The following is a 25,744-nucleotide window of genomic DNA, read 5'->3' as shown; positions in this document are numbered from 1 at the left end:
GGTGGGCTGACCGCAAGTGCAGAAGAGAGACGCATTCGCCGCTCGAACAATGGGTAAAATCGGGGAATATGATGGACCAGGATCTGAGGGAAGCCGCACTCGAATATCATCGCCTGCCGAGACCGGGAAAGATTTCGGTGGTGCCGACCACGGCGATGGCGACGCCGCGGGATCTGTCGCTGGCATATTCCCCCGGGGTGGCGGAACCATGCCTGGTCATCGCCAAGGACCCGCTGCAAGCCGATGAGTTGACGGCGCGCAGCAATCTCGTCGCTGTCGTCACCAACGGCACTGCCGTGCTTGGTCTCGGGAATATCGGTCCGCTGGCGAGCAAACCTGTCATGGAAGGCAAGGCGTGCTTGTTCAAGAAGTTCGCCGGCATCGATGTGTTCGACATCGAGCTCGCCGAGGAGGACCCCGACGCACTGATCGAAACGATTGCCAGGATGGAACCGACCTTCGGCGGCATCAACCTGGAGGACATCAAGGCACCGGAATGCTTCTACATCGAACAGAAGCTGCGCCAGCGAATGAAGATTCCGGTATTTCACGATGACCAGCACGGCACCGCGATCATCGCAGCAGCAGCGATCCTCAACGGCCTGAAGCTGGTCAAGAAAGACATTGCAGAGGTCAAGCTCGTTTGCTCCGGCGCGGGTGCGGCGGCGCTTGCATGTCTTGATCTCATCGTCAGCCTTGGATTGCCGCAAGATCGCATCATTGTTACCGATGCGAAAGGCGTGGTCTATGCCGGCCGCACGGATGGCATGGATGACAATAAAGCCCGCTATGCCGTGAAGACGGACGCGCGAAAGCTGGACGAGATCATCCACGACGCGGATATCTTCCTTGGCCTGTCCGCGGGTAACGTGCTCACGCCCGATATGGTCAAGAAGTTGGCGCGAGACCCTCTGATCTTCGCCATGGCCAACCCGATACCGGAAATCATGCCCGAAGACGCCCTGGCGGTGCGTCCCGATGCGATCATCGGGACGGGACGATCGGACTACCCCAACCAGATCAACAACGTGCTGTGCTTTCCGTTCATTTTCAGGGGCGCGCTCGACTGCGGCGCGACGACGATCAACGAGGAGATGAAGCTCGCGACAGTGCGCGCTCTGGCGGACCTCGCCATGACGGAAGTGCCCGAGGTGGTGGCCGCGGCGTACAAGGGGGAGAAGCTTCGCTTCGGCCGCGAGTATCTCATTCCAAAGCCGCTCGACCCGCGCCTCATCGAGGTTGTCGCACCGGCGGTGGCCAAGGCTGCGGCCGACAGCGGAGTTGCCAAGCGTCCGATTGCGGACATGGAAGCTTATCGCCAGCAGCTCAGCCGGTTCGTCTATCATTCCGGCAACGCGATGCAGCCGGTCTTCTCGGTGGCGAAGGGAAGCGGCAAGTCCCTGCTTCTGGCGGAGGGCGAGGACGAGCGCGTGCTGCGTGCCGCACAGGTGGTCGTGGACGAGAGGATCGCAAGGCCCCTGCTGGTCGGCCGGCCGTCGGCGATCGAGGAGAGAATCAAGTCGTTCGATCTTCGACTCAGGCCTGGCAAGGACTGTGAGATCATCGATCCGCATGATGCGCAGGTCTATTCCAGATGCGCGGAACTGTACCATTCGCGCAGAAAGCGCGACGGCGTGTCGGCAGCGCTGGCTCTCTCGGAGACCCGAGGCAACGCGACCGTGCTCGCCTCGCTTCTTCTCGGCACCGGCGTCGGCGACGCGATGCTGTGCGGTGTCGTCGGGAGGACCGGCGACCATCTGGCCGCCATCCGCAACGTCATCGGAACCCGGGAGAATGTGCGGACGCTTGCGGTAATGCAGATGCTCATCCTGCAACAGCATCAGCTGTTCATTTGCGACACCCACTGCAATCTCAATCCGACCGCCGAGCAGATCGCCGACATTGCCCTGCTGGCGGCGGCGGAGGTCAAGCGTTTCGGCATCACGCCGAGAGTTGCCTTGCTGTCGCATTCGAGCTTCGGGAGTTCCGCGGCTCCTGAAGCGCAGAAGATGCGGGAGGCGCGGGCGATCATCCGCAAGCGGTCGCCCGATCTGGCGGTTGAAGGCGAGATGCGCGGAGATGCCGCGCTGTCGCAGTCCGTGCTTCATCATGAGTTTCCCGATGCCGATTTCGAGGGGCCGGCGAATGTGCTGGTGATGCCAAATCTCGACGCGGCCAATATTTCCTACAATCTGCTCAGGATGGCGGCAGGGCAGGGACTTACCGTCGGAGGCATCCTGCTGGGGGCGGCCAAGCCGGCCCACATTCTCACGCCATCATCCACGGTGCGGCGCATCGTGAACATGGCGGCCGTTGCGATCGCAGACGCGATTTCCGAAAGAGCATGATCGAAGGATGGGTCGGCGGTTCGATCGATTGAGGCCATCATGAGCAAGCCGCAGTTGGGAAAATCCCGCATTGTGATCGTCGGAGGCGGAGCCGGCGGCCTGGAACTTGCGACGCGCCTGGGCGACAGGTACGGGCGCAAGGGAAAGCTCGACGTCACGCTGATCGAGCGGAAGCGCACGCATGTGTGGAAGCCGAAGCTGCACGAAATTGCCGCCGGCAGCATGGATATGTCCGCTCACGAGGTCGACTACCTCGCGCAGTCCTATTGGCATGGCTTTCGTTACCGCATCGGGGACATGATCGGAATCGATCGGGACCGTCGACAGGTGGAGGTGGCGCCTTACCTCGATTCTGAAGGTCGCGAGGTTACGCCGAAGCGGACCTTCGACTATGATGTCCTTGTCGTCGCGATCGGAAGTCAGAACAACGATTTCGGCACGCCCGGCGTCGTCGATCACGCGATCAAGCTCGAATCTCAGTCGGACGCACGGCGGTTCCACGAAAGAATGGTCAATGCCTGCATCCGCGCGCATGCTCAATCGGCGCCTCTGGGCGCTCACCAGTTGAAGGTCGCAATCATCGGCGCCGGTGCGACCGGCGTCGAACTATCGGCCGAGCTCCACAGGACGACGCGCGAAGTGGTGGCGTATGGTCTCGATCAGGTCGATCCCCAGAAGGACATCAGGATTACGTTGATTGAAGCCGCCGATCGCGTTCTTCCCGCGCTGCCCGAACGAGTCTCGAAGGAGACGGAAAAGCTGCTCGGCAGATTGGGAGTCAATGTGCTGGTCGGTGCCAAGGTCTCCGAGGTCGGCTCGGATCATGTGAGCCTGACCGACGGTCGGACAATCCCCGCCGAGCTGATCGTATGGTCGGCGGGAGTCAAGGCGCCCGATTTCCTGAAGGATATCGCCGGCCTCGAAACCAACCGCATCAATCAGCTCGTTGTTCGGCCGACACTGCAGACAACGCGCGACGACAGTATCTTTGCCATCGGCGACTGCTCGGCCTGCTCATGGGGCGCGCGCGGCAACGTGCCGCCGCGCGCGCAGGCTGCGCACCAGCAGGCCTCCCATCTCTATTCCCAGATTCCGCGCTATCTGCAGGGCGAGCCGCTTGGGGATTACAAGTACCGGGATTTCGGATCTCTGGTGTCGCTCGGCGAATTCAGCACCGTCGGCTCGATGATGGGGGCGCTTGTGGGCGGCAGCCTCGTCTTCGAAGGTCTCTTTGCGCGGATGATGTACCTGTCGCTCTACAAGATGCATGAACACGCGCTGCATGGTTCGGTGAAGGTCGCGCTGGACACGCTGGCGCGGCTGATCACCCGGCGCACCGAACCGCATGTGAAGCTGCATTGATAGCGGGTCGCAAACGGGATGGATGTCGAATCGACTGTTGCGCGTCTGACTGACCCTGAGGCGCAGCGTCGAAAATGTAGGGGAAGCTGATGGACGCCGTGTTCCTTGCGCGCATACAGTTCGCCGCCAACATCACGTTCCACATCCTGTTTCCGTCGATCTCGATCGCATTGGGCTGGGTTCTCCTGTTCTTTCGGTTCAAGCACCTGCGCGCGAGCGATCCACAACAGAAGGTCGATTGGCTCCGTGCCTACCGCCTGTGGACCAAGGTGTTTGCCCTGACGTTCGCGCTCGGGGTCGTCAGTGGCGTCACCATGAGCTTCCAGTTCGGCACGAACTGGCCGGGCTACATGGAGCGCGTGGGTAACATCGCCGGCCCGTTGCTCGGTTATGAAGTGCTGACCGCGTTCTTTCTTGAAGCGGGCTTTCTCGGCGTGATGCTGTTCGGCTACCACCGCGTCGGCGAGATGGTTCACCTGGGCGCGACCTTCCTCGTCGCGTTCGGTACGCTGATGAGCGCGTTCTGGATCCTCGCTCTCAATTCGTGGATGCAGACGCCGGCGGGACACGAAATCGTCAATGGCCAGTTCCACGCGCGCAGCTGGCTCGAGATTATCTTCAATCCGTCCTTCCCGTATCGCCTGGTCCATATGGTGCTGGCATCCGCGTTGACGTGCGCGTTCCTGTTGGTCGGGATCAGCGCCTGGCAGCTCCTGAAAGGCGTCGCCACGGCCAGCGCGTCCCGCGTGCTGCGGACCGGGCTCATTTTCGCTGCCTTGGCCGCGCCCGCCCAGATGTTGGCGGGCGATTTTCATGGGCTCAATACGCTCAAGCATCAGCCGCAGAAGATCGCGGCCATGGAGGGCGTCTGGGAAACCACGCGCGGCGCGCCGCTGCTGCTGTTTGCGATTCCGGACGATGCGGCGAGAACGAACCGTTTCGAGTTGGCCGTGCCGAAGCTCGCGAGCCTGATCCTCAGGCACGATCCTGACGGTGAAGTCAGGGGGCTGAACGAGTTCCCATCGGCGCACCCGCCGGTCTTTCCGGTGTTCTGGTCGTTTCGGATCATGGTCGGCACCGGCATCCTGATGCTGCTGGTCAGCTGGGTCGGCCTCTGGCGGCATTGGCGCGATGGCTGGGATTTCACCCGGATGCCGCGACCCATGCTCAAGCTGTTCGCCGGAATGACCTTTGCCGGTTGGGTTGCGACCATTGCCGGATGGTACGTCACGGAAATCGGACGCCAGCCTTTCATCGTTGCCGGACTCATCCGAACCAGCGACGTCGCCTCGCGTGTTCCGTCATCGAGCATTGCCCTCACTCTCGCAATTTACGTTGCGCTCTATCTGGCCTTGCTCGTGGCCTATGTCGGCGTGCTCAAATACATGTCGGAAACGGCCGAAAAAAAATCGAAAGGGATCGCGCCGGTCGGCCAATTTCAGCGCCAGGGAGGACCGGCATGACTGCAATGTCGTTCGACGAATTGCTCCCGCTGATCTTCATCGGATTGATGGGGATGTCGCTGCTCGTCTACGTCGTGAGCGACGGATACGATCTCGGCGTCGGCATGCTGATGCATCGGGCGACGCCCGAGGAGCGGGATACCATGGTCGCATCCATCGGCCCGTTCTGGGATGCCAATGAAACATGGCTGGTCCTTGGCGTCGGCCTTCTCCTGGTTGCTTTCCCCAAGGCGCACGGGCTGGTCCTGTCGGAACTGTACCTGCCGACCGCGCTCATGCTGGTCGGCCTGATCCTGCGCGGCGCAGCCTTCGACTTCAGGGTCAAGGCCAAGGCCGACCGGAAGGCGATGTGGGACCGTCTGTTCATCGCCGGGTCAATACTTGCGTCCGCATGTCAGGGCTGGATGCTCGGCCGCTACATCAGCGGCTTCGGCGAGGGCTGGAATTACCCGATCTTCGCCGGTGCCATTGCGGTGGCGCTGCCGATGGCCTACGCGCTGCTCGGCTCCACCTGGCTCGTGATGAAGACGGACGGCCAGCTCCAGGACAAGGCGATCGAGTGGAGCAAGATCGCCTGGCCGCCCATGGTCCTCGGGCTGATCCTGATCTCGATGGCAACGCCCTGGATCAGCGAGACCGTTCGCGTGCGGTGGTTTACCCTGCCGGCGATGATTGCGGTGGCCTCGATCCCGATTACGGCAGGGATTGCGCTCGTGACGGTTCGCGTCCTGCTCGGCTCGCCCGCCGTGCGCGGCGCCTTGTGCTGGCTGCCGTTCGCACTGCTTGTGCTGGTCTTCTTCCTGAGTTTCCTCGGCCTCAGCTACAGCATCTACCCGTTCGTGGTGATCGACAGGCTCACGGTCTGGGAGGCCGCCAGCAGCCCCGATTCGCTCAAGGTCATCCTGATCGGAGTTTGCGTCACGCTGCCTGTCATTGTCGGCTACACCGGATTTTCCTATCGCGTATTCCGGGGCAAGACCATAGAGTTGGACTATGCTTGAGCTGTCGTCTGTCATGGCCGACGCTCCTCGGTTTGTCCTGGTTCACAAGATGACGGAGCTTTCATCCCCGGTGAACATCAAGAGGAGTCCCGAAGTTAGTTCGGTGGCCCCCAGCTCCATACGTTGGCTTGTTCGCGGAACGGCTGCGCTGGCCCTTGTTGCTGGCGCTTCGTGGCTTGGATATGCCGTGGCGTTCCAGCGCGGACTGGACCATCTGCATGTTGCCGCGCAGCAGCGGCTGGCGATGGAAGCAGCCAGGCTCGACGGTCATCTTTCGAGATTTGAATATTTGCCGTCATTGCTGGAGACATCGCCGAGCGTCTTCCGATTGCTTGCTGCTCCAGCCGATGCCGCATTGCAGCATTCGGTTAGCCTGTACTTGAAATCCATCAACCTGCTTGCGGGCGCCGACAACCTCTACGTCTTAGGTGTTTCGGGCGACACCCTGGCCGCGGCTGATTTCGAGGAGCCGGGCACGCCGGTCGGCCAGAACCTGTCGTATCGCCCATATGTGAGCGAGGCTCTCGCGAAAGGCCGAGGGGCGTTTTTCGGTGTTGGCATCACCAGCGCGCGCGCTGGCTACTATCTTTCCTATGCCCTGAAGGAGGGCGGCGCGACGAGAGGTGTCGCTACTGTCAAAGTCAATCTGGATTCGTTCGAGCGTGCGTGGCGCGACATTGACAGTGACATTATCCTGCTGGACGAGCGTCAGGTCGCCATACTCGCCTCCCGCGACGGGTGGCGCTATCGGCCGATGGCACCGCTGTCGGCTCAGATGCGTGATGAAATTTCGCGATCCAAACCCTACGGCAACCATGACCTGACGCCGCTCGGATGGACCGTGGTCGCTCGGTCCCGCGTCACCACCGAGAGCGGAACCGCATATACGGTGAGCGAGTTTCCAATCAACCGGGGCCTCTGGAAGCTGGTCCTTCTCGACGACGAGGCGCCTACTCGGCAGACCGCGCTCGTGATCGGCGGGATGTCGGGCCTTGCCTCCATGGTTGCGTTGCTGGCAGCTGGTCTCGTGTTGCAACGCCGGAGAGAGATCAGGCAGCGCCTTGCCAACCAGGCTGCGTTGCAGGCCGCGCACGACATGCTAGAGACCAGAGTGCAGGAACGGACCGCCGAGCTGCGGGCTGCGCAGGATGAACTTGTCCATGCCGGCAAGCTGGCTGCGCTTGGCCAGATGTCCGCCGGCATCGTGCATGAATTGAACCAGCCGCTGGCGGCCTTGCAGACTGCTGCTGACAATGCGATCTCGTACGTCGACCGCGGGTCGATCGGCGATGCCCGTGGCAATCTCACCCGTATCGGCGAATTGGTGCGCCGGCTCGGGCGCCTGACCAGCCAGCTGCGGGTCTTCGCTTACAAGTCGAGCAGCCCGCTCGATACGGTCTCCGTCGAACATGCCATGGCTGAATCCCTCAAGATCCTGGCCGGGCGTGTCAAAGATGGAGGCGTCGACGTTGTGACGGGGATCGACGCCGATCTCTGCGTCCTTGCCGATCAGACCCGACTCGAGCAGCTGTTCTGCAACATCGTGGCGAATGCGCTGGATGCCGTGGAGAGCGTCGAGCGAAAATCGATCCTGATCCGGGCGACCCGGGAACTGGGACAGGCCGCCCGCTGCCGCATCGCCATCAGCAACAGCGGTCCGGCGATCGCGTCCGATGTTCTGCAGCGCATGTTCGAACCGTTCGTGACGACCAAGCCTGCGGGCAAGGGGCTCGGCCTCGGCCTGATGCTCTCCAACCATATCGCGCGTTCCTTTGGCGGCGAATTGCATGCGCGAAATCTTCCGGATGGCGCCGAATTTGTCGTGATCCTTCCGTTGGCCGAGATGACAGAGGCGGCTTCGCATGGGCGATGATCAATCAATTGGCGTGATCTACGTCGAGGACGACGAGGATGTCCGGATCGGCGGCGTTCAGGCGCTCGAGCTTGCAGGATTCTCGGTGTCGGGATTTGCCTCGGTCGAGACCGCCAGCGCATCTGTGCGCGCCGATATGCCTTTCGTCGTGGTCTGCGACGTGCGCCTGCGCGGCAAGAGCGGCCTCGAATGGCAGGCCGATCTGCGCAGGCTGGATCAGGATCTGCCGGTGATCCTGATCACCGGGCATGGCGATATCTCCATGGCTGTGCACGCGATGCGCAACGGCGCTTACGACTTCATCGAGAAGCCGTGTTCCTCGGAGCAGCTGATCTCGGTGGTGCGCCGGGCGGTGGAAAAGCGCCGGCTTACGCTGGAAGTGCGCTCGTTGCGATCGGCGTTGGCGGACCGCCAGGGAATCGAGGCGAGCCTGCTGGGCCGATCGCCGCAGATACAGGAAGTGCGTCGGCTGGTATCCACATTGGCCGCTACCAATGTCGACGTCACGATCTATGGCGAGACCGGAACCGGCAAGGACGTCGTCGCGCGCTGTCTGCACAATCACAGCGGCCGCCGCGCCGGCCACTATGTCGCGGTGAATTGCGGCGGCCTGCCGGAGTCGCTGGTCGAGAGCGAGTTGTTCGGTCACGAGGTCGGCGCATTCACCGGCGCCACCCGCCAGCGTATCGGCAAGATCGAATATGCGAATGGCGGAACGCTGTTCCTTGACGAAATCGAGAGCATGCCGCTGAGCGTGCAGGTGAAGCTGCTGCGATCGTTGCAGGACCGGTCGATCGAGCGCGTCGGAACCAACAAGCCGATCTCGGTGGATTGCCGCGTCGTGGCTGCGAGCAAGACCAATTTGCTCGAGCTGAGCGAAAAGAAGCTGTTTCGCGCGGATCTCTATTATCGCCTTGGCGTCGCATTCATCGAACTGCCGCCGCTTCGCGAGCGACGCGAGGACATTCCGCTGCTGTTCGAGCACTTCACGCTGGATGCCGCCAGACGCTTCGAGCGCGACGCGCCAATATTGGACGAGCAGACGCTGTCCGTCTTGCTGGCCTATTCGTGGCCGGGGAACGTACGAGAGCTCCGCAACGTCGCCGACCGTTTTGTGCTGGGCGTTCTCGACGGTAAGGCGATCAATAAGGCCGGGTTTGGCACGTCGGATCTGTCGTTGCCCCGGCAATTGGAAAACATCGAGCGGTCGATCATCGAAGACGCGCTGCGGCGCAAACAGGGCGACGTGCAGGCAACCGCTGCGCTCTTGGGCGTCCCGAAGCAAACCTTGTACGACAAGATAAAGCGTCTCGCCGTCAACGTTGACGGTATCCGCGAAGGCGCGATCGTCCGGTCAGGAACCTGACGAAGGCGAGTGAACTCTATGACGCCGCTGGGCGGCGCCGTGTTGCCGGACATGGCAATGAGAATGAAGGGCGCCAGCAAGAAGCTGCCCGGAACAGGAAACGCAACACTTCATCCTACTGCTGAGTGAGGGATATCTGATGAATCGGCCATTCAATATGCCGGACGAGTTTGTCGATGGATTCATGAAGGCGGGCGCGAGCCTGTGGCGGTCTCTGGGCGGGGCAGCGAATGGCGAGCGTGACGGCGCGGCGGTCAGCTTGCCTCTGGGTTCGTCGGGAGGCATCGCCGAATTGCAGGCCGACTATCTGAAGGGGTTGTACCAACTTTCGGAATACATCATCAAATCAGCAGCAGCCGGGCAGAGCGAAGGGGGCGTCGAAACCCCGCGCGGCGATCGTCGGTTCAATGGCACTGAATGGCGGGAAAATTCGCTCTACAGCATACTGAAGCAATACTACCTGCTGAATTCGCGTTATTGCACCGACTTCGTCGAAGCCCTGGACATGGACGAAAAGGAAAAGCACCGGCTCCGTTTCTTCACGCGCCAGCTCGTTGAGGCGATGAGCCCGACCAATTTTATCGCCACCAACCCTGATGTCATCAAGCTTGCGACCGACAGCGAAGGTCAAAGTCTCAAGGCCGGCCTCGACAATCTGATGGCGGATCTGGGCAAGGGCAATTTGACGATCACGGACGAAACCGCATTCGAGGTTGGAAAGGACGTCGCGACTTCCAGCGGCGCGGTCGTATTCGAGAACGACCTGTTTCAACTCATTCAATATGAGCCGACGACGGAGCAGGTGGCCGTGCGACCGTTGCTGATCGTGCCGCCCTGTATCAACAAGTTCTACATTCTTGACCTTCAGCCGGCCAATTCCTTCGTCCGGTTTGCGGTCGAACACGGTATGACGGTCTTCGTCGTTTCCTGGCGCAATCCGGATGCCTCCTGCGGGCATCTTGGATGGGATGATTACGTCGAGCATGGCGCAATGCGCGCCATCGAGATCGCCCGGTCGATTTCCGGTGCCGACAAGGTCAACGTCGTCGGCTGGTGCGTCGGCGGAACCATCCTGTCGTCGGCACTCGCGATCCTGCGGACGCGGGGCGACGAATCGGTCGCCAGCGTGACGCTGCTGACGACCATGCTCGATTTCCGCGAACCGGGCGATCTCGGCATATTCGTGGACGAGGAGAGCGTGCGACAGCGTGAGCAGACCATCGGGAATGGCGGCATCTACCGCGGCGCCGAGTTGGGGTTCGTCTTCCAGACCCTGCGTTCGAAAGAGCTGATATGGCCGAACGTGATCAATAATTACCTGAAAGGAAAATCGCCCGAGCGTTTCGATCTCCTGTTCTGGAACGCCGACGTGACCAACCTGCCGGGACCGATGTATTGCTGGTACATCCGCAATATGTACCTGGAGAACAATCTCCGGGAGCCGAACAGGTTGACGATGTGCGACACGCCCGTGGATCTGGGCCGCGTCGATCTGCCTGCCTACGTTCTGGCGACCGTCGAGGATCACATCGTGCCCTGGCGCTCAGCCTATCGAACGACGGGATTGTTCAGCGGCGACATTCGCTTCGTTCTGGGCGCGAGCGGGCATATTGCCGGTGTGATCAACCCGGCGTCGAAGAACAAGAGGAGCTATTGGATTTCGGACCATCGATGCGACGACCCGGCGGCATGGCTGGCGGGCGCGGACGAACAGCCGGGCAGCTGGTGGAATGACTGGATCGCCTGGCTCAAGCCGCGGGCGGAAGAGCAACTGCCGGCGCGCACGCAACTCGGCAGCAACCTCTATCCTCCCGGTGAATCTGCGCCTGGCCGATACGTGAAGGCCAAGGCGGACTAAAGAGCGAGCCTGGCTCGCCGGACAAATTGGCGTGACACATGCCTTCCAACGGCAAGGATGCTACCCGCACGAAGTGAAGTTTCTCCTCGTTCCAGTTTGGGCGGCCATTCTGAAACGCCTTGAAAAACAATGACGCGTTTTCTGACCCAAACACCTCTCTAAAGCCTTGAATTCATTGCCTTGTCTTGCTTCCCTAGGGAGCGCCATGCTCAACAAATCGATCTCGTCGGCATTTTCGCGGTATTTGTCCCAGTCTGCTTTGGGTTGGGACAGGCAACGTTTCTGCAACGTTCCTCATTTCTTTTGGATCAGATCCAATTAGTCCCGCTGGCGGGCCTTCGTCGTTTGTTTGCGGCGGAATGGGCCTGAATAACGCATTGAGAATTATCGCTCGATCCTGATCGGATGCGGGATGCTTTTCGTCCTGAAGAAGGCCCATGTAGGTAAGAGCGAGCGACTTCCGGTGCGCCGCGTCATCGGCAAGGTTCAAGTTTGAATGATTACTCGGCTGATATTCTTTAGGAGCCACGCATAGAAGAGAGTCGGAACAGTAATCACCGCTAAGCCGGAAATCGAGAATCCACCACCGGGAGCGGAGGTCAACTTTGTGACCGCCGTTGCGACTTGCTCCCACGACATTAGGGCAGCAACTATCGGCACTATTACCATTCGCCATGCCGGCGTCAGCCGTTTAGCTTGCTCGCTCATGAGTTTCGACCAACATCATCCACAAAAAGCGATCGCCTACGGAGTATGGAAGACAAGACACCGTTACGCAACTACGCGTTGCTAAGCGGAAGCTCTTCCAACAGCTTCCGTGCTTCACCCAACAGCGCCTGAACCTGCCTTCGCTTGGCGATCGCATCCTTGGTGAAGAAGTCATGCGTGCACGCGTTCTGGTTTGCTTTTGGCGCGCCGGATGCCGGTGTGCCGCCGTGCATGCCGAAGCCGCCCGAGCACAGCGGATTGAGAGAAGCAGAACCTACTTCTTGCACGTCGGCGCCCGGCCGGGGCCCGCTTCCGGCTCCTTGCGATATCGCGCGAGCATCGGTTCGAGCTGCTCCCTCGACCAGAATTTCGGAGCGCCGATCTGTTTCAGGCAGGCGGCGTTCCAGTAAGGCCTGCTGGACGAATGCCGCCGGCGAGCCGAGATGTCTTGCGCGACCGCCTTGATGTCCTCCGATTCCGGGTAGATGTAGATCGTCGTCGGATCCTTCATCAACGGAACGATCTGTTCGGCGTTGGACCACGACCAGCTTGTGCAGCCGTTGCTGCGTCCGCTGGCGTAGTCCTCGATATTGCCGACCGGAACGCAGCCGTTTTCATTCGCGTAGGGACTCTTCGGCATATATCGATAACGTATCTGCCTCAGCAAGACGGCCGCATGCCCGCCGATGTCGCGTTCCCTGGCGTTGGCGGTCTCTCCCTCGCCGTCGAACTGCACGAACGAGCGCACCAGGGTGGCCTCCTGTTTCGCGGAATTGCGGTAATAGCCCTTGAACAAGGTTCGCGTTTCGGCCGTCACATAGGCGCCGCCGGTCGTCAAATACGAGTCCTGCGCATTGCCGAAATTCTTCACGCATTCTTTTCCGTTGCCGAAGTTCGCGCCCTTGACGTTGCGGCCGCTGCCATGGCCCGTGCCGGCCGCGCGAAACGTCCGGTCGGCTTCGCAGATCGTGTAAAACCGCTTCCCCGATCCGCCACGGTGGGGATGCGTCGCGTCCATGGCGAAATAGCAGGGGTTCTTGACGACGCCTTCGGCCACCTTCTTCAGATAGAGCGCGCGCGCCCGCTGCAACACCACCTGGGCGATCTGACCCTCGCCTTCGCCGACGTGGCTCTGCAGCCAGGCCGGAATCTCGGACGGTTGCTCCGTTGCAAGGGATGCCGCCGTCCCGCAAACGGCAATCGTGCCGGCGAGACAAAGGCGCTTGATAAGGTGCATTCCCCACTGCAGCAACGGAACGTCTCCACCTTGTTCGACCCGCTCCCGGTTCAGTTGCTGCTCCGGCAATGATCCGGCGATCGTGAATTGGATTGCCGCCTTCGGGCGGTCTGCGCAGATGATAGTCGATTATCTCCCGCTTTGCAGTCCTGAAGGCAATCCTGGCGGACAGGGCTCACGACCTGCCCATCCACGGGACCATGCGCGCCTCCAGTGCGAGAAAGATCCTGTTCAGCGCGTAGCCCGTTGCGGCGAGATAGAGGACGGCGGCGTACATCAGGTCGGGCCGCATCGCGTATTGCGTCTCGACCAGATAGTAGCCGATGCCGCTGGAGCCCGCGATCATCTCGGACAGCACGGCGACGACCAGGCAAAGGCTGGTCGCGGTGCGCAGGCCCGCCGCAATCGCAGGCAAGGTCGCGGGGAACACGACGCGGGCGAGCAGGCGAACCGTTGACGTCCGGAAGGTCCGGGCGGTCTGGATCAGGGTGTCGTCGATGGCGGCGACGCCTGTGAAGGTGTTGCTGAAGATCGGGAAGAAGCTCGCCAGTGCTACGATGAAGATCTTCAGCGCGTCATCGACGCCGAGAAAGAGAATGAGCGGCGGGATCACGGCCGGTGTCGGCATCGGCCGGACGATCTCGATCAGCGGCAGCAGGCCGTATCGCAGCACGCGGTTCCGGGCCAGCACGATCCCGAGCACGATCCCCGCGACTGAAGCCGCAATGTAGCCGATCGCGGCCCGGCGCAGCGTCGAGGCCAGCGCAAGCAGGATTTCGCCGCCTGCCAGCTGCGCGATGGCCGCCGCGAAGATGTGCGAGACGGGCGGCCAGTATGCGCTGACGATCCAGCCCGCCCGGGACGACAGTTCCCAGAACGACAGCAGCACGGCGAGCAGCAGGAAGCCGTAGGCGCGGCGGTCCATTCCGTTCGGACCGGACCGGCGTGAACTCCGCTTCTCCCGCACGCCTGCCAGGCCGTCCATCGCCGACACCCGCGAACTCTCCTGATCTCAACGAGCCAGGGGATCGACGATCTTGTCGAGATCGAGCGGCGCGGGCAGCAGCTTGCTCTCGATCATCAGCTGCATCGTCTTCCTGATCTGGGAGATATCGGAGCGGACCGGTGCGGTCGGCACCGGGGCCAGCTTGAGCAGCGCGACATCCGCTTTGGTGTAGCCGCTGATCAGGGTCAACAGCGCCTCGTTGGTGAGGTTGGCATTGTACCATTCGATGCCCTTGCGAAGTGCTGCGACGAACTTCTTGACCGTGTCGGGCCTCGCCGCGAGCAGCTTTCCGGTCGTGATGTACTGGCCGACGTCGACGCCGGGCTGCACGTCCGAATAGGGCATGCCGACCTTGCTCAGGCCGCCTTTCTGCGCGGCAACGATGGAGAACGGCGGGACCATGAAAGCCGCATCGACGCGGCTCTGGCGGAGCGCGTCCTCCATCTGCGGGAACGGCACTTCCTTGAAAGTGACGCGCTCGGGATCGCCGCCCGTCGCCTTGACCCAGGCGCGGGCATAGAGCCAGATCACGTTGTTGCGGGTGTTGACGGCGATGCTCTTGCCCTCGAGGTCCTTGCCGCTCTTGATCCCGGAATCGCTCTTCGCGAAGATTCCCGTGGCATCGAGCTTGGGGTCCGTGACATTGGTGCCGGCCGCGATGACCTTGACGTCGAGCCCTTGCTGGGCGGCCAGCAGCGCCGACACGACGTTGCCATACGCGATATCGAAGCTGCCGCCGACGAGCCCGGGAATTCCGGCCGCGCCGCCCGCGGACGGGGTCGTGTCGATCTCGAGCCCAACCTCGCGGAAATAGCCGTTCTGAACGGCGGCGAACAGTGGCGCCACGTCGCCGATCGGGATGATGCTGATGCGGACTTTTTCCAGATCGGCCGCCGGTGCCGGCGCAGCCGGCAGCGCGACGAGACCCATCATTGCCAATCCCAGCCAAACCAATGCTTTGCGCATGTTCTCTTCTCCTTTGATCCTCAGCTTCGGCCGCGCCAGGGCACCAGGCCTCGCTCGGCGATATCGAACAACTTCGTCAATGCTCCCCCCATCGCGACCAGCACGACGATCCACGCGAACATGTCGCGGACCTGGAATGAGCGCTCGAGGTCGAGGATGCGAAAGCCGATACCGTCTTCGCCGGCCAGCATCTCGGCGAGGATGACGATCACCAGGGCGAGACCGAGCGAGACGCGCATCCCGGCCAGGATCATCGGCAGCGACGCCGGCAGGATGATCGAGACGATGGTGCGCGCGCGAGAGACCTGGAACGTGCGCGCCGTTTCCAGCAGAACGGGATCGAGCCCCCTGACGCCCTGGAAGGTGCTGATCAGCACCGGAAACACGGCCGCGAGCACGACGAGGGTGAGCATCGTTGCCTTTCCGATGCCGAGGAACAGGAACAGCACGGGGACGAGCGCGGGTTTCGGAATCGGACGCACGATTTCGACCAGGGGCTCCAGGAGCCCGTAGAGGGTCTCGCTCGTGGCCATGGCGATGCCGATGCCCACCCCGATGAGCACGGCGAGCACATAGCCGGCAACGAACAGGCCCGCCGTATGCGCCAGCGGACCGGCGATCGCGCCGGAGGTCATGAGCGCGAACAGTGCCGCGGTGATTTGTGAAGGACTCGGCAGCAGGACCGGGTTGGTCCAGCCAAGGCGCGAAGCGAACTCCCAGATGCACAGCACGAGGACCGGCGAAACCAGTCCCAGCAGTCCGAGGCCGAGGCGCTCACGCCGACGCGACATGCCCGTCATTCCTTGCGAGCAGGGAGGCGGTGATGTGATGGCGGAGTTTCAGGAAGCGCGGATCCTCGCGGGTCGTGAGCTGGTCGCGCGGCCGGGGCAGGCCGACGTCGATGACCTCCTTGAGCGAGGTGGGCCTCGCGCCCAGCACGGCCACGCGATCGGCAAGGAAGATCGCCTCTTCGACGTCGTGCGTGACGAGGATCGCGGTGAACTTCCGCCGCTCCCACAATTGCAGCATCAGGGTCTGAAGCTCCATGCGCGTCAGCGCGTCCACGGCGCTGAAGGGCTCGTCGAGCAGCAGCACCTGCGGATCGGCGGCAAGCGCCCGCGCGATGGCGACGCGTTGCTGCATGCCGCCGGAGAGCTGCCAGGGATACTTGTCTTCAAAGCCGTCGAGGCCGACCTGCCGCAGATAATCCCTGCATTGCGCCCGCAACTCGCCACGCCGGGCCCGGGGCGCGCCCTCCACGGGAAACATGACGTTGTCGATGACCGTGCGCCACGCGAAAAGGGATTTGGCATATTGCTGGAAAAGATAGATCACGCCCGGCGGCGGCTCCCGAACGGGCTTTCCGTCCAGGACGACCTTGCCCCTGGTGGGGTCCGTGAGACCTGCGGCCATCCGTAACAGGGTCGACTTCCCGCATCCCGAAGGTCCGACGACGGCGAGAAACTCCGAAGGCGCGGCCTCGAGCGTGATGTCGTCGAATGCAACGAAATCAGCGTCGTTTCCGCTCCCTTCGAAGACCTTCGTAACGCGGTCGAACCCCAGCCTCTGGCTCACATCGTCCCTCGCGCTCGCCCAGGAATGCCTGTGCGCAAATCGAGTCTGTTCGCCTATTGAACAGTCGTTCGTCTACGCGCAAAACTATTGTGCCATTCATTCTCAATGTCAACGAAGGCCGTGGCCCGCGCTGGGCGACGTCGAGCACCGCAAGGTTGTCGTGTCGCGCATCGTTCGCCTGATGCGTCTCGTGCGCTTCGATCGATGATCGCGTGCATAATAATACGCATTCCTGATTGACCATACACCCCCGCCGGATTACATGATTGGCTATGGGTAACGAGACCAACACCCGGAAAATCGTTGCCCGGCTCTTGCGTGAAGGCTGGCGGAAGCTCCACGGCGGAAATCATGACAAGTTCGAGCATCCCGGCAGACCCGGTGTTCTCATGATCGTCCCGCGTCACCGCGAGGTTTCGCCGGGTGTGGCGCGCGACATTGCGAAAAAGGCGGGATGGATTCGATGACCCAGTATGTCGGCGTTCTCGACGGTAACGGCAAAACCTACGGCGTGAGGATTCCGGACCTTCCCGGCTGCTTCGGTGCGGGCCGCTCTCCGGAAGCCGCGCTGGCCGATGCCATGTCGGCAGCCCGTGAATGGCTCGCCCACCGTATGACGAAGGGCGATAACCTGCCCAAGCCTCGTAATATGGCGCAAATCCTCAAGGCCCGAGAAATCGATCCGGCTGCGAACGAGGTAGCGGTTCTTGTTCCGGTGGTTCTTGACAGGGGGCGCACTGTGCGCGCCAACCTCACCCTTGATGCGGGATTGCTGGAAGCGATCGATGCGGAAGCTGAAAAGCGAGGTCTTTCCCGGTCCGCTTTTGTTGCCAGCCTTGCGCGCGAGCGGTTGGAGACGGTGTGAGCAAAGTCAGGAGGACACTTTGCGCCGCCGCAATTTGTCAGTGTCATTCGGCACGCCACTGAATTCTTATTTATTTGCGCGCCCCTGAATGCCCGCTCGCTTCATCTCCTCCAGCAGCTTCCGCGCTTCCCCCAGCAACGCCTGAATCTGCCGTCGCTCGGCGATCGCATCCCCAGTAAACAGGCCGTGCTTGCGCGCGTTCTGGTTGGCCTCTGGCGCGCCGGATCCCTCTGCACCGCCGTGCATGCGGCAACGCTTCTTGCCTTTCACCGCCGGCGAGCGGCACGGATCGCCGCAGCGGGTCTTGGCGCCGCACCGCGGGCTCGCCAGCATCGGGCCGGCATTGCGGCGGTGATTGCTCATGCCTGCGCTTCCCGCCTGGCACCGGCAGAATCCTGATCTCGCCTGGAGCCGGAGGCCTTCGGCGCGGCGGATGCTGGCTTCTTGTCCGAAACGATTACGCTGGCATGCTGCGTGACGTTGCCGACGATGGCCTTGCCGCCGTCGGCGACCGACACGTTCTGCACGGTGATGGCGGGCTCGCCATGGCTGCGATGGCGGTTGAGCGCCTCGATCTGGGCGGGAAACGTGCGGGCGAGCCGGCCCAGGGCGCGCGCGGCGCTGTCGTGCTGGGCGATGTCGTTCGCGTTCGCCAGGTGCTGGGCGCATCGCATCGCCATCACGTGAACCGCAACCATCTGCGCCACCAGCATGGCCTCGATGGAATCCCGGGGCTTGATGCTCTTCACCATCGCAATCATGAAGGAGACGTTGACCTCGTCGGGGCTGCCGCCGCTTACGCTGGCTCTCACCAACTGCCGGAGGATGCCATCCATCGCGTCGCGGTCAGCGACGCCCAGCGCGTTCGCCATCAGCTGCTCGCCGAGTTCCGGATCCGGATGGTCGATGGAAAATCCGTTCGACCTGAGCTTGATCCGCGGGGCTGCGGCAGCTTCGGTCGGGCCGGTTGCGGCGATCGCCGTTGGCATCGTGAGGTGCGGGGCGGTGTTCATGTCGATACTCCCTGGCACGCGCGTGGGCCACGCGCGTGGTTCGGCCACGCGCAAGCGAAGCATTCGCCGCGGCGAGCCGGTGCTGTTTCAATGATGGGTCTAAGGATTTTCGCCCGCAATCGCTGCCGATGCGCCCGCACTTGCCGGGCGGCGGATATCGGCACGATTTCGGAATAATGGAAGAATGCAGCTGATTTGCCCGACGTGTCAAGTCGCTTCTTCGGGCGCCGGCCGCCGCCCGGCTACTTTGCATGGGGTTGTTTTCGATATTTTGGGGTGCGCGCCCGCCGCAAGCGCAGTTTCCTAATCCTTCTCCGCCTGCCGCAGCTTGAAATGCCCGAACGCGGTGGCGATCGGCCTGGTCTCGTCCTCCTGCCAGGCCTGCGCCTGGAAGGCGACGATGCGCTGGCCCTGCCTCACGATCGAGACACTCGCAAAGCTGTCGACGGCGCGTCCCGAGCGCAGATAGTTGACGGTCAGCCCGATCGGCTTCGGCCGCGTCGAGGCGCCGAGCTCGCGGGTGAGGCCGACGATCGCCGTCGTCTCCAACAAGGCGCCGGTGATGCCGCCGTGGATGGCGGGCAGCACCGGATTGCCGATGATCCTTTGCGAGAAGGGCATGTGCAGCACGCCGTCTTCCCTGACGCGGATGCCGAGGCAGCGCGCGAACGGGCTTCGGGCGAACGGACCGGAATCGTCTTCCGGCGCGTCGAGGGTCGGCACGTCATGGGCCTGCCGGTCGCGCAGCATGTTGCTGCGGTTGGCGCCGACCATGAAGCAGGCGGCGGCAGTCGCCACCGGATCGTCCTCGGTCTCCTGGTAGGCGGTCGCGCGCACGAAGGCGATGGAGCGGGTGACGTGATAGCAGACCGCGCGCGCCTTGATGTCGAGGCCGGGCTTGGCCGGCTTCTGGTAGTCGATGCGCAGGTCGAGCGTCGCAATCGCGCGGCTGCCGTCGAGCGCGAGCTGCACGGCCATGCCGCAGCTCTCGTCGAGCATGGCGGTGACCACGCCGCCGTGGATCACGCCGGTCTCGGTGTCGCCGACGAACAGGGATTGGTAGGGCAGGCTGGACCAGGCTTCACCGCGCTCGGCGCGGTCGATGCGTAGTCCGCTGGCGCGGCCGTAGGTGGAGCGGCGTTCCGCGATGGCGCTTGCGAGTTGTTCGAACGGCAGCGGCTGGCCGTCATAGGTCGAGATTTCAGACATGCCGGCGTTTTAGACCAGCGATGCCGGGCCAGCCAAGGGAAATGGCGGCAATTCGCCTCAATGCGCGTCAGTCGATGTCGTCGCGCGATAACGCCGCCAATTGTCGATCGTGGCCTGATACCTGACCCGTTCCTTCGGCCTTGTCGCCGCCTTGTCCGCAGCAACTCCAACGGTCGCCTGCGAGGCCGGTTGCGGCCTTGCCTGCCACGGAGTTCCCGTCAGCCGAACCGCGAGGATGGCGAGGAGAACGATGGCGATGGCGGTGCCGAGAACCGGCAGTGCGTGCGGGTGACTACGGGGAGTGACGGTCATTTCGCAACTCCGGCGATGATGTGCATCGCCGTTCTGCCGCGAAACCCGTCAGTCGCCTGTGAAGCCGCTCACACCAGGTGCGCCGCTCGCCGTCATCTTTTCGTGAGCGTGCCCAGGAACTCGCTGGCGCCGGCGTCGAGAATGCGCGGCAGGTGGTTGTAGACGTAGCGGCAGCCCTGGCCCGTGACCCATGGCAACGACTCCGTCGTGGCCGGCATACCCGGCGCCTTGCCCGCCGCGCGAATCTTGCCGAGCGTCCGTTCGATCGCTTCGGCCACCGGCGGCGCCTTGGGATTGCCGGGAAAACCCATCGATTGGGATAAGTCGGACGGCCCGATGAAGAACACGTCGATGCCGTCGACCTTCAGTATCTCGTCGACATTGGCAACGGCCTGCTGATGTTCGATCTGGACGCATACCAGCGACTGCGCGTTGGCCTGCGCGGCGAAGTCGGGCATGCGCCCGCCGAGCCCCCAGCGGTCCGGCCGCGTGCCGGCGGCAAGCCCGCGTCCGGCGCCGGGGCCGAACTTGACCGCCGCCACGGCGCGCTCGGCGTCGGTGCGGCTGTTGATATGCGGGATCTGCACGCCCTTCACGCCGCGGTCGAGCACGGCCTGGATATCCGCCGCATCGTTGCTGCGCGGCCGCGCGATGGCGGTGATGCCGCATGCGTCGGCGGCCATCGCCATCACCTCGATATCGGCGGGACCGATCGAGCCGTGCTCGCAATCGATCAGCACCCAGTCGAAACCGGCATAGGCGAGCATCTCGACGAGTTGCGGACAGGGAAACATCAGGGAGACGCCGAGCGCGACCTCGCCGCGGTGGATCTTGGATTTCATGGCGTTTTGCATGGGAAACTCGCAGGGCGCAGGGAACACCGTTACTGGAGCACACCATGCGCCGGAAGGACAGCCGGGCCGGGCGGTCCCGCCGCCGGCCTCGCGCGGGCAGCGGAAATGATTGTATAAGGAGATCGGGAATGGCGACCGTTACAGGGAACGATGACCGGACCGATCACCCGGCGTGACGCTCTGTTGCAGGCGGCGGCGCTTGCGTCGGCAGGCATGATTCCGGCCGTGCCCGCCTTTGCCGCCACGCGCAGCAACGACCTCGACAAGTCGCTGCATTCAGCCGTCGCCGCCCACGCCATTCCCGGCGTGGTCGCCATGGCCGCGGACAACCGCTCGATCCTCTACGAAGGCGCGATCGGCATGCGCGGCGCGGGTGCCGATACCCGCATGACGACCGACACGATCTTCCGCATCGCCTCGATGGTGAAGCTCCTGACCTCGGTCGCCGCGATGCAGCTCGTCGAGCGCGGCAGGCTGAAGCTGGACGAGCCGGCCGGCAATATCGATCCGGTGCTGGCGGCGCCGCGCGTCCTCACCGGGTTCGACGACAAGGGCGCGCCGCAGCTGCGCGAGGCGCGCGAATATCTCACGCTGCGCAATCTGCTGACGCACACGTCGGGCTTTTCCTATCCGCTGTGGGACAGCAACGTGCTGCGCTACGTCCAGATCGCGCGCAGCCGGAAGGACAAGGATCTGCCGCGCATGCCGCTGATGTTCGAGCCCGGCGCGAAATGGGCCTATGGCGGCAGCATCGATCGGGTCAGCCGCATGGTGGAGATCGCAAGCGGCCAGGGCATCGACCGTTATTTCCGCGACAACATCACCGGTCCGCTCGGCATGAACGATACCGGCTTCACCATCACCGCGAAGCAGCGCGCGCGGCAGGCGCGGCTGCACCGGCGCGGCGCCGACGGAAAACTGGTGGCGCAGCCGTTCGAGAAGCTGGAGACGCCGACGGTGTTCTCGGGCGGCGGCGGCATCTATTCCACCGCGCCGGACTATCTGCGGCTGCTGCAGGCGCTGCTCAACGGCGGCAGCCTCGACGGCGCGAAGATCCTCAAGGCCGAAACCGTGGCCCTGATGGCGGCCAACCAGATCGGCAATCTCGAGGCCGGCATCATGAAGACGACCAATCCGGCGCTGTCCAACGACGTCGATTTCTTCCCCGGCACGCGGCTGCGCTGGGGGCTCGGCCACATGATCAATGCCGATCCCGTGCCGGGTGCCCGCAAGGCCGGCAGCCTGACCTGGGCCGGGCTCTACAACACTTATTACTGGATCGACCCGGCCACGCGGGTGGCCGGCGTCATCATGATGCAGATCCTGCCGTTCGCCGACCGCCAGGCCCTGAAGGTCTACCGGGAGTTCGAGCAGGGGATTTGCCGCAGCGTTCGCCGGGCCTGACGGGCGTAGGAACGTCAGTTGGCATTGACAGCGCCAAGCGCCTTTCGAGCGGCCGCGGCCGCGTCGGCCAGATAGAGCAGGGGAATGGCAAGCGGGCCGATCAACGCCGCAGTCCACACCCAGCGGGTCTGGCTGCGCCCGCGCTCATGGGCGAGGTAGCCAACGACGAGCATCGATCCCAAGGCCGTCACAACAAGAATCGGGTCCATCGGAGTCTCCTGTTTGGCTGAAGATACCACCGGAAGCGGGACGGGGGACTGCCGCCCCGGTCATAACCCTGTGAAGCCGCCCTTAACTCCGCCGGGCCCGCTTTATTCCCTGGTGGTTTCGATGGTTGCCTGCAGAACCTTTTTGGCCGGTCCGCAGACATACTCGAACGGCGCACCTTTTTGGGGACTCCTGCTGCATGAAGACCTTCCGTCCGACGGAAATCCATCAGTTCGCAATTCAAGCCAAGCTCAACTTCGCCCTCGGGGCCCGCGTCTATGACGAGATCTTTGCCGGGTTCGAGGTTACGGAGATTGTCGGCGACGAGCTCCGGGGCTGGGCCACGTCGGAATACCGTGCCGCGGTGATCGATATCCACTTCTCCGCCGAGGTGGCGCGGATCGCGCAGGCCGTTACCGGGCAACCCGTTCGGCGCACCAGCTTCCTGCTGCGCGGCCTGAGGCACGATACGGAACGCCAGCCGGCCTGGGATGCCGATGCGGGCGCCATACACCTCGTTGCCTCCTTCGCCACCACCTCCAAGCGCCGGGCCCTCCTCGCGCGCCACAAGGGTGTGAGGTCGTTGCGCATGAAGCTGCTGCGGTCGAGGTCATAGGCTGTCGTCGTCAAGCCCCGGATGGCGCGACGGGGCTTTGGTGATAGAACCCTGGCGGATCTCCCGGCAATGAGTCCCGCATGGCCACCGTCCTGATCGTTGCCCCGGTCTTCGCATTGATCGCGGCCGGTTATGCGGCGGTGCTGTTCCGCTTCGTCTCCGAGACGGCCAACAAGGGCATTTCCGAATTTGCCTTCAGCATCGCCATCCCCGCGCTGCTGTTCCGGACCATCGTCGTGTCGGAGTTTCCCTCCGTCAGCGCCTTCCAGGTGTGGGGCGCCTATTACGGCGCGGTGGCAGTCACATGGATCGTCGCCCTCCTGATGTCCTTCCTGTTTCGGCAGGAGCGCGAGGACGGCCCGGTCTTCGCGATCGGCTCCGTCTACGGCAACATCGTGATGCTCGGAGTGCCGCTGACGCTCTCGGCCCTGGGCAGCCAGGCCGCAGGGCCGATGGCCTTGATCCTGTCGGTGAACACGCCGCTGCTCTGGCTTTGCGGCACGCTGCAGATGGAACTGACGGACCGCAAGCGGTCCGGCTCGGCCGCTTCGCTGATGCTGCCCGTCATTCTCGATCTCGCCCGCAACCCGATCATGATTGCCATCGGCCTCGGCCTGCTCTGGCGCCTGACCGGGCTTGGACTGCATCCCGTCGTCGACAGGACCATCGAGCTGCTGGCGCAGGCGGGCTCGCCCACGGCGCTGATCGCGCTCGGCATCAGTCTCTACCGCTTCGAGATCAGGGGCGCGAAGCTCGGCATCGTGGTGATGTGCGCGCTGAAGCTGCTGGCGATGCCGGCGCTGGCCTGGACGTTCGCGCATCTCCTGCACCTGCCGCCGCTGGTGACGGCTGTGGTCGTGCTGTTTGCGGCGATGCCCACCGGCGCCAACGCCTATATCTTTGCGGTGCAGTACCAGCGGCTCGTCAACCCGGTGTCCGGCTCCGTCGCGCTCGGCACGATGCTGGCGGCAGTGACGCTTCCGCTCATGGTGTTGCTGGTGACATCAGCGCCCCGCTGACGTCAGCCGCGTTACGGGCCGATCGCGTTCCTTGCCACCACGTCGCGGAAGAACTCCGTGCTCAGCTTCGGCGTGCGCACCTGCGTCTGGAAGTCGACGTGATAGAGGCCGAAGCGCTTCTCGTAGCCGAAAATCCATTCGAAATTGTCCATCAGGCTCCAGAGGAAATAGCCCTTCACCGGCACGCCCTCCGAGGTCGCGCGCTGCAGCTGGGCGAGGTAGTTGCGCAGGAAGCTGATGCGGTCGAGATCGTAGACCTTGCCGTCGTCGCGCAGCTTGTCCTCGGACGAGGTGCCGTTCTCGCTGATGTAGATGGTGTCGATGTTCCATATCTTTGCGGCGATCTTCGGCGCCCAGTAGATCACTTCCGGGCCGATGTGCAGCCACTCCGAATTCATGTGCGGGAAGGAGGAGGGGAAGGGCAGTACGGCCCAGCCGGGCTTCTTGTCGGATGCGGCGATGTAGAATTGCGGTGCGTAGATGTTGAGGCCGACGAAGTCGTTCTTCGCGCCGATGATCTTCAGCTCCTCGGCCGTGAACTTTGGCGCATCCTTGCCCGCATATTCCAGAAAGCCGTCGGTGTACTTGCCTTCCAGCATCACGCCGAGAAGGCCCGCGTTCAGTTCGCGCGTCGCCATCTCGGTGGCGCGAATGTGCTCCGGCGTCGCGAAGGCGGGTACGCAGGCCGCGATGTTCTCGGCGGGGCCGACCCTGGTGCCCTTGCGCGCGGCGGCGCGGATCGCCTGCACCGCAAGGCCGTGGCCGAGCACGACGTTGTGGCGGGCCTGGTTGAGTTCAGCCGCGGGCAGTTTCAGGCCGGGCGCGTCGATGCCCCAGCCATAGCCGAAATTGAGGAAACGCCCGGCCTCGTTGATGGTGAAGATGTTCTTCACCCGATCGCTGATGCGCGCGGCGACATGGCCGGCGTAGTCGCCGAACGCCTTCGAGGTGTCGCTGGATCGCCAGCCGCCGGCGCGGTCTTCCAGTGCCTGCGGCAGGTCCCAGTGATAGAGCGTGGCATAGGGCTCGATGCCGTTGGCGAGCAGTTGATCGATCAGGCGGTTGTAGAAATCGAGCCCCTTGGGGTTCGGCGTGCCGGTGCCGTCGGGAAACACGCGCGGCCAGGCGATGGAAAAGCGGTAGGCCCTGGCACCGAGCCGCTTGATCAGCTGCACGTCCTCCCTGTAGCGGTGGTAGTGCTCGTTGGCGCGGTCGCCATTGCTGTGATCGGCGATCTTGCCGGCGGTGTGCGAAAAGGTGTCCCAGATCGAGGGGCCGCGGCCGTCCTCGTTGACCGCGCCTTCGATTTGATAGGACGAGGTGGCCGTGCCCCAGACAAAAGCTTTCGGAAAGGCTGCGGGCACGAAGCGGTCCTGCGCGGGCTTGCCTTTCCGCTCCGCGGCTGCGGCCGGCATGGCGAGGCCGAGTGCGGAAAGGCCGGCCAGTTTGGCAAGCAGCCGGCGCGAAAAATTCAAAGCCATT

The 25,744-nt window shown here is 63.2% G+C and carries 25 protein-coding genes; 12 read left to right on the top strand and 13 right to left on the bottom strand.

All coding sequences use genetic code 11. The annotated features are described in order from the left end of the window. Window positions 1-68: 68 nt before the first annotated feature. The 7 genes from HZB49_RS21970 to phaC all read left to right on the top strand — a co-directional run bounded on the left by HZB49_RS21970 (window position 69) and on the right by phaC (window position 11,271). On the top strand, window positions 69-2,348 hold the full coding sequence (locus HZB49_RS21970) for an NADP-dependent malic enzyme (RefSeq protein WP_365858826.1): 2,280 nt from the start codon (window positions 69-71) through the stop codon (window positions 2,346-2,348). A gap of 39 nt (window positions 2,349-2,387) precedes the next feature. Beyond that, window positions 2,388-3,710, top strand: a complete 1,323-nt coding sequence (locus tag HZB49_RS21965) for an NAD(P)/FAD-dependent oxidoreductase (RefSeq protein ID WP_291615199.1) — start codon at window positions 2,388-2,390, stop codon at window positions 3,708-3,710. 89 nt (window positions 3,711-3,799) lie between these two features. Then, the gene (locus HZB49_RS21960) at window positions 3,800-5,173 is read left to right on the top strand and encodes a cytochrome ubiquinol oxidase subunit I (protein WP_291615197.1); all 1,374 of its coding nucleotides are present in this window, start codon (window positions 3,800-3,802) and stop codon (window positions 5,171-5,173) included. After that, entirely contained in the window at window positions 5,170-6,174 is a 1,005-nt protein-coding gene (locus tag HZB49_RS21955) for a cytochrome d ubiquinol oxidase subunit II (RefSeq protein ID WP_291615195.1), read from the top strand. Before HZB49_RS21960 ends, HZB49_RS21955 begins: the two co-directional genes overlap by 4 nt. A 187-nt stretch (window positions 6,175-6,361) precedes the next feature. Beyond that, window positions 6,362-8,047: an ATP-binding protein gene (locus HZB49_RS21950; protein ID WP_365858821.1), complete on the top strand. Its 1,686-nt coding sequence runs from the start codon at window positions 6,362-6,364 to the stop codon at window positions 8,045-8,047. Then, complete coding sequence (locus HZB49_RS21945) at window positions 8,037-9,413, top strand: sigma-54 dependent transcriptional regulator (RefSeq protein WP_291615193.1); 1,377 nt, start codon at window positions 8,037-8,039, stop codon at window positions 9,411-9,413. Before HZB49_RS21950 ends, HZB49_RS21945 begins: the two co-directional genes overlap by 11 nt. Before the next feature lie 139 nt (window positions 9,414-9,552). After that, a complete protein-coding gene (phaC, locus tag HZB49_RS21940; RefSeq protein WP_291615192.1) occupies window positions 9,553-11,271 on the top strand; it encodes a class I poly(R)-hydroxyalkanoic acid synthase in 1,719 nt (572 codons plus the stop codon). 779 nt (window positions 11,272-12,050) lie between these two features. Here phaC and HZB49_RS21935 read toward each other — a convergent pair. The 6 genes from HZB49_RS21935 to HZB49_RS21910 all read right to left on the bottom strand — a co-directional run bounded on the left by HZB49_RS21935 (window position 12,051) and on the right by HZB49_RS21910 (window position 16,763). Continuing rightward, window positions 12,051-12,266, bottom strand: coding sequence for a hypothetical protein (locus HZB49_RS21935; RefSeq protein ID WP_291615190.1), 216 nt, complete (start codon window positions 12,264-12,266; stop codon window positions 12,051-12,053). Next, the gene (locus HZB49_RS21930; RefSeq protein ID WP_291615188.1) at window positions 12,254-13,216 is read right to left on the bottom strand and encodes a hypothetical protein; all 963 of its coding nucleotides are present in this window, start codon (window positions 13,214-13,216) and stop codon (window positions 12,254-12,256) included. The genes HZB49_RS21935 and HZB49_RS21930 overlap by 13 nt, the downstream gene beginning before the upstream one ends. A gap of 175 nt (window positions 13,217-13,391) precedes the next feature. Then, entirely contained in the window at window positions 13,392-14,201 is an 810-nt protein-coding gene (locus HZB49_RS21925) for an ABC transporter permease (protein WP_291615186.1), read from the bottom strand. Window positions 14,202-14,228: 27 nt separating this feature from the next. Beyond that, window positions 14,229-15,188, bottom strand: coding sequence for an ABC transporter substrate-binding protein (locus tag HZB49_RS21920; protein ID WP_291615184.1), 960 nt, complete (start codon window positions 15,186-15,188; stop codon window positions 14,229-14,231). Window positions 15,189-15,208: 20 nt separating this feature from the next. Beyond that, window positions 15,209-15,979 carry an ABC transporter permease gene (locus tag HZB49_RS21915; RefSeq protein WP_291615182.1) on the bottom strand — a complete coding sequence of 257 codons (771 nt, stop codon included), beginning with the start codon at window positions 15,977-15,979 and terminating at the stop codon, window positions 15,209-15,211. Continuing rightward, entirely contained in the window at window positions 15,963-16,763 is an 801-nt protein-coding gene (locus tag HZB49_RS21910) for an ABC transporter ATP-binding protein (RefSeq protein WP_291615180.1), read from the bottom strand. The genes HZB49_RS21915 and HZB49_RS21910 overlap by 17 nt, the downstream gene beginning before the upstream one ends. A 272-nt stretch (window positions 16,764-17,035) precedes the next feature. Between HZB49_RS21910 and HZB49_RS21905 the strand changes: the two genes are divergently transcribed. Together HZB49_RS21905 and HZB49_RS21900 are read left to right on the top strand one after the other, a co-directional pair. Then, complete coding sequence (locus HZB49_RS21905) at window positions 17,036-17,230, top strand: type II toxin-antitoxin system HicA family toxin (protein ID WP_291615178.1); 195 nt, start codon at window positions 17,036-17,038, stop codon at window positions 17,228-17,230. Beyond that, complete coding sequence (locus HZB49_RS21900) at window positions 17,227-17,628, top strand: type II toxin-antitoxin system HicB family antitoxin (protein ID WP_291615176.1); 402 nt, start codon at window positions 17,227-17,229, stop codon at window positions 17,626-17,628. The genes HZB49_RS21905 and HZB49_RS21900 overlap by 4 nt, the downstream gene beginning before the upstream one ends. A gap of 66 nt (window positions 17,629-17,694) precedes the next feature. Here the strand turns inward: HZB49_RS21900 and HZB49_RS21895 are convergent, their stop codons facing one another. The 5 genes from HZB49_RS21895 to HZB49_RS21875 all read right to left on the bottom strand — a co-directional run bounded on the left by HZB49_RS21895 (window position 17,695) and on the right by HZB49_RS21875 (window position 21,004). Then, the gene (locus HZB49_RS21895) at window positions 17,695-17,991 is read right to left on the bottom strand and encodes an HGGxSTG domain-containing protein (RefSeq protein WP_291615174.1); all 297 of its coding nucleotides are present in this window, start codon (window positions 17,989-17,991) and stop codon (window positions 17,695-17,697) included. Continuing rightward, entirely contained in the window at window positions 17,988-18,641 is a 654-nt protein-coding gene (locus HZB49_RS21890) for a hypothetical protein (RefSeq protein ID WP_291615172.1), read from the bottom strand. The genes HZB49_RS21895 and HZB49_RS21890 overlap by 4 nt, the downstream gene beginning before the upstream one ends. Before the next feature lie 303 nt (window positions 18,642-18,944). Next, window positions 18,945-19,850 carry a PaaI family thioesterase gene (locus HZB49_RS21885; protein WP_291615170.1) on the bottom strand — a complete coding sequence of 302 codons (906 nt, stop codon included), beginning with the start codon at window positions 19,848-19,850 and terminating at the stop codon, window positions 18,945-18,947. A gap of 57 nt (window positions 19,851-19,907) precedes the next feature. Beyond that, window positions 19,908-20,162: a hypothetical protein gene (locus HZB49_RS21880; protein WP_291615168.1), complete on the bottom strand. Its 255-nt coding sequence runs from the start codon at window positions 20,160-20,162 to the stop codon at window positions 19,908-19,910. 92 nt (window positions 20,163-20,254) lie between these two features. Continuing rightward, window positions 20,255-21,004 (bottom strand): aldolase/citrate lyase family protein, encoded by a 750-nt coding sequence (locus HZB49_RS21875; RefSeq protein WP_291615166.1) that lies wholly within the window; start codon window positions 21,002-21,004, stop codon window positions 20,255-20,257. 162 nt (window positions 21,005-21,166) lie between these two features. Here HZB49_RS21875 and HZB49_RS21870 point away from each other — a divergent pair, with 162 nt between their 5' ends. Then, window positions 21,167-22,420: a serine hydrolase domain-containing protein gene (locus HZB49_RS21870; protein ID WP_291615164.1), complete on the top strand. Its 1,254-nt coding sequence runs from the start codon at window positions 21,167-21,169 to the stop codon at window positions 22,418-22,420. Between the two features lie 14 nt (window positions 22,421-22,434). Here the strand turns inward: HZB49_RS21870 and HZB49_RS21865 are convergent, their stop codons facing one another. After that, complete coding sequence (locus HZB49_RS21865; protein ID WP_291615162.1) at window positions 22,435-22,629, bottom strand: hypothetical protein; 195 nt, start codon at window positions 22,627-22,629, stop codon at window positions 22,435-22,437. A gap of 197 nt (window positions 22,630-22,826) precedes the next feature. Here HZB49_RS21865 and HZB49_RS21860 point away from each other — a divergent pair, with 197 nt between their 5' ends. Then, the gene (locus HZB49_RS21860) at window positions 22,827-23,243 is read left to right on the top strand and encodes a hypothetical protein (RefSeq protein ID WP_291615160.1); all 417 of its coding nucleotides are present in this window, start codon (window positions 22,827-22,829) and stop codon (window positions 23,241-23,243) included. A gap of 80 nt (window positions 23,244-23,323) precedes the next feature. Then, on the top strand, window positions 23,324-24,262 hold the full coding sequence (locus HZB49_RS21855; RefSeq protein WP_291615158.1) for an AEC family transporter: 939 nt from the start codon (window positions 23,324-23,326) through the stop codon (window positions 24,260-24,262). A gap of 11 nt (window positions 24,263-24,273) precedes the next feature. Here HZB49_RS21855 and HZB49_RS21850 read toward each other — a convergent pair whose 3' ends face one another. Next, window positions 24,274-25,743 carry a GH1 family beta-glucosidase gene (locus HZB49_RS21850; RefSeq protein ID WP_291615156.1) on the bottom strand — a complete coding sequence of 490 codons (1,470 nt, stop codon included), beginning with the start codon at window positions 25,741-25,743 and terminating at the stop codon, window positions 24,274-24,276. Window position 25,744 lies beyond the last annotated feature (1 nt).

It is taken from the genome of Bradyrhizobium sp., from assembly GCF_016219575.1.
Taxonomy (GTDB): domain Bacteria; phylum Pseudomonadota; class Alphaproteobacteria; order Rhizobiales; family Xanthobacteraceae; genus Bradyrhizobium.
The sequence above is the reverse complement of the archived record's forward strand: the minus strand, read 5'-3'. Positions and strand labels throughout refer to the sequence as shown.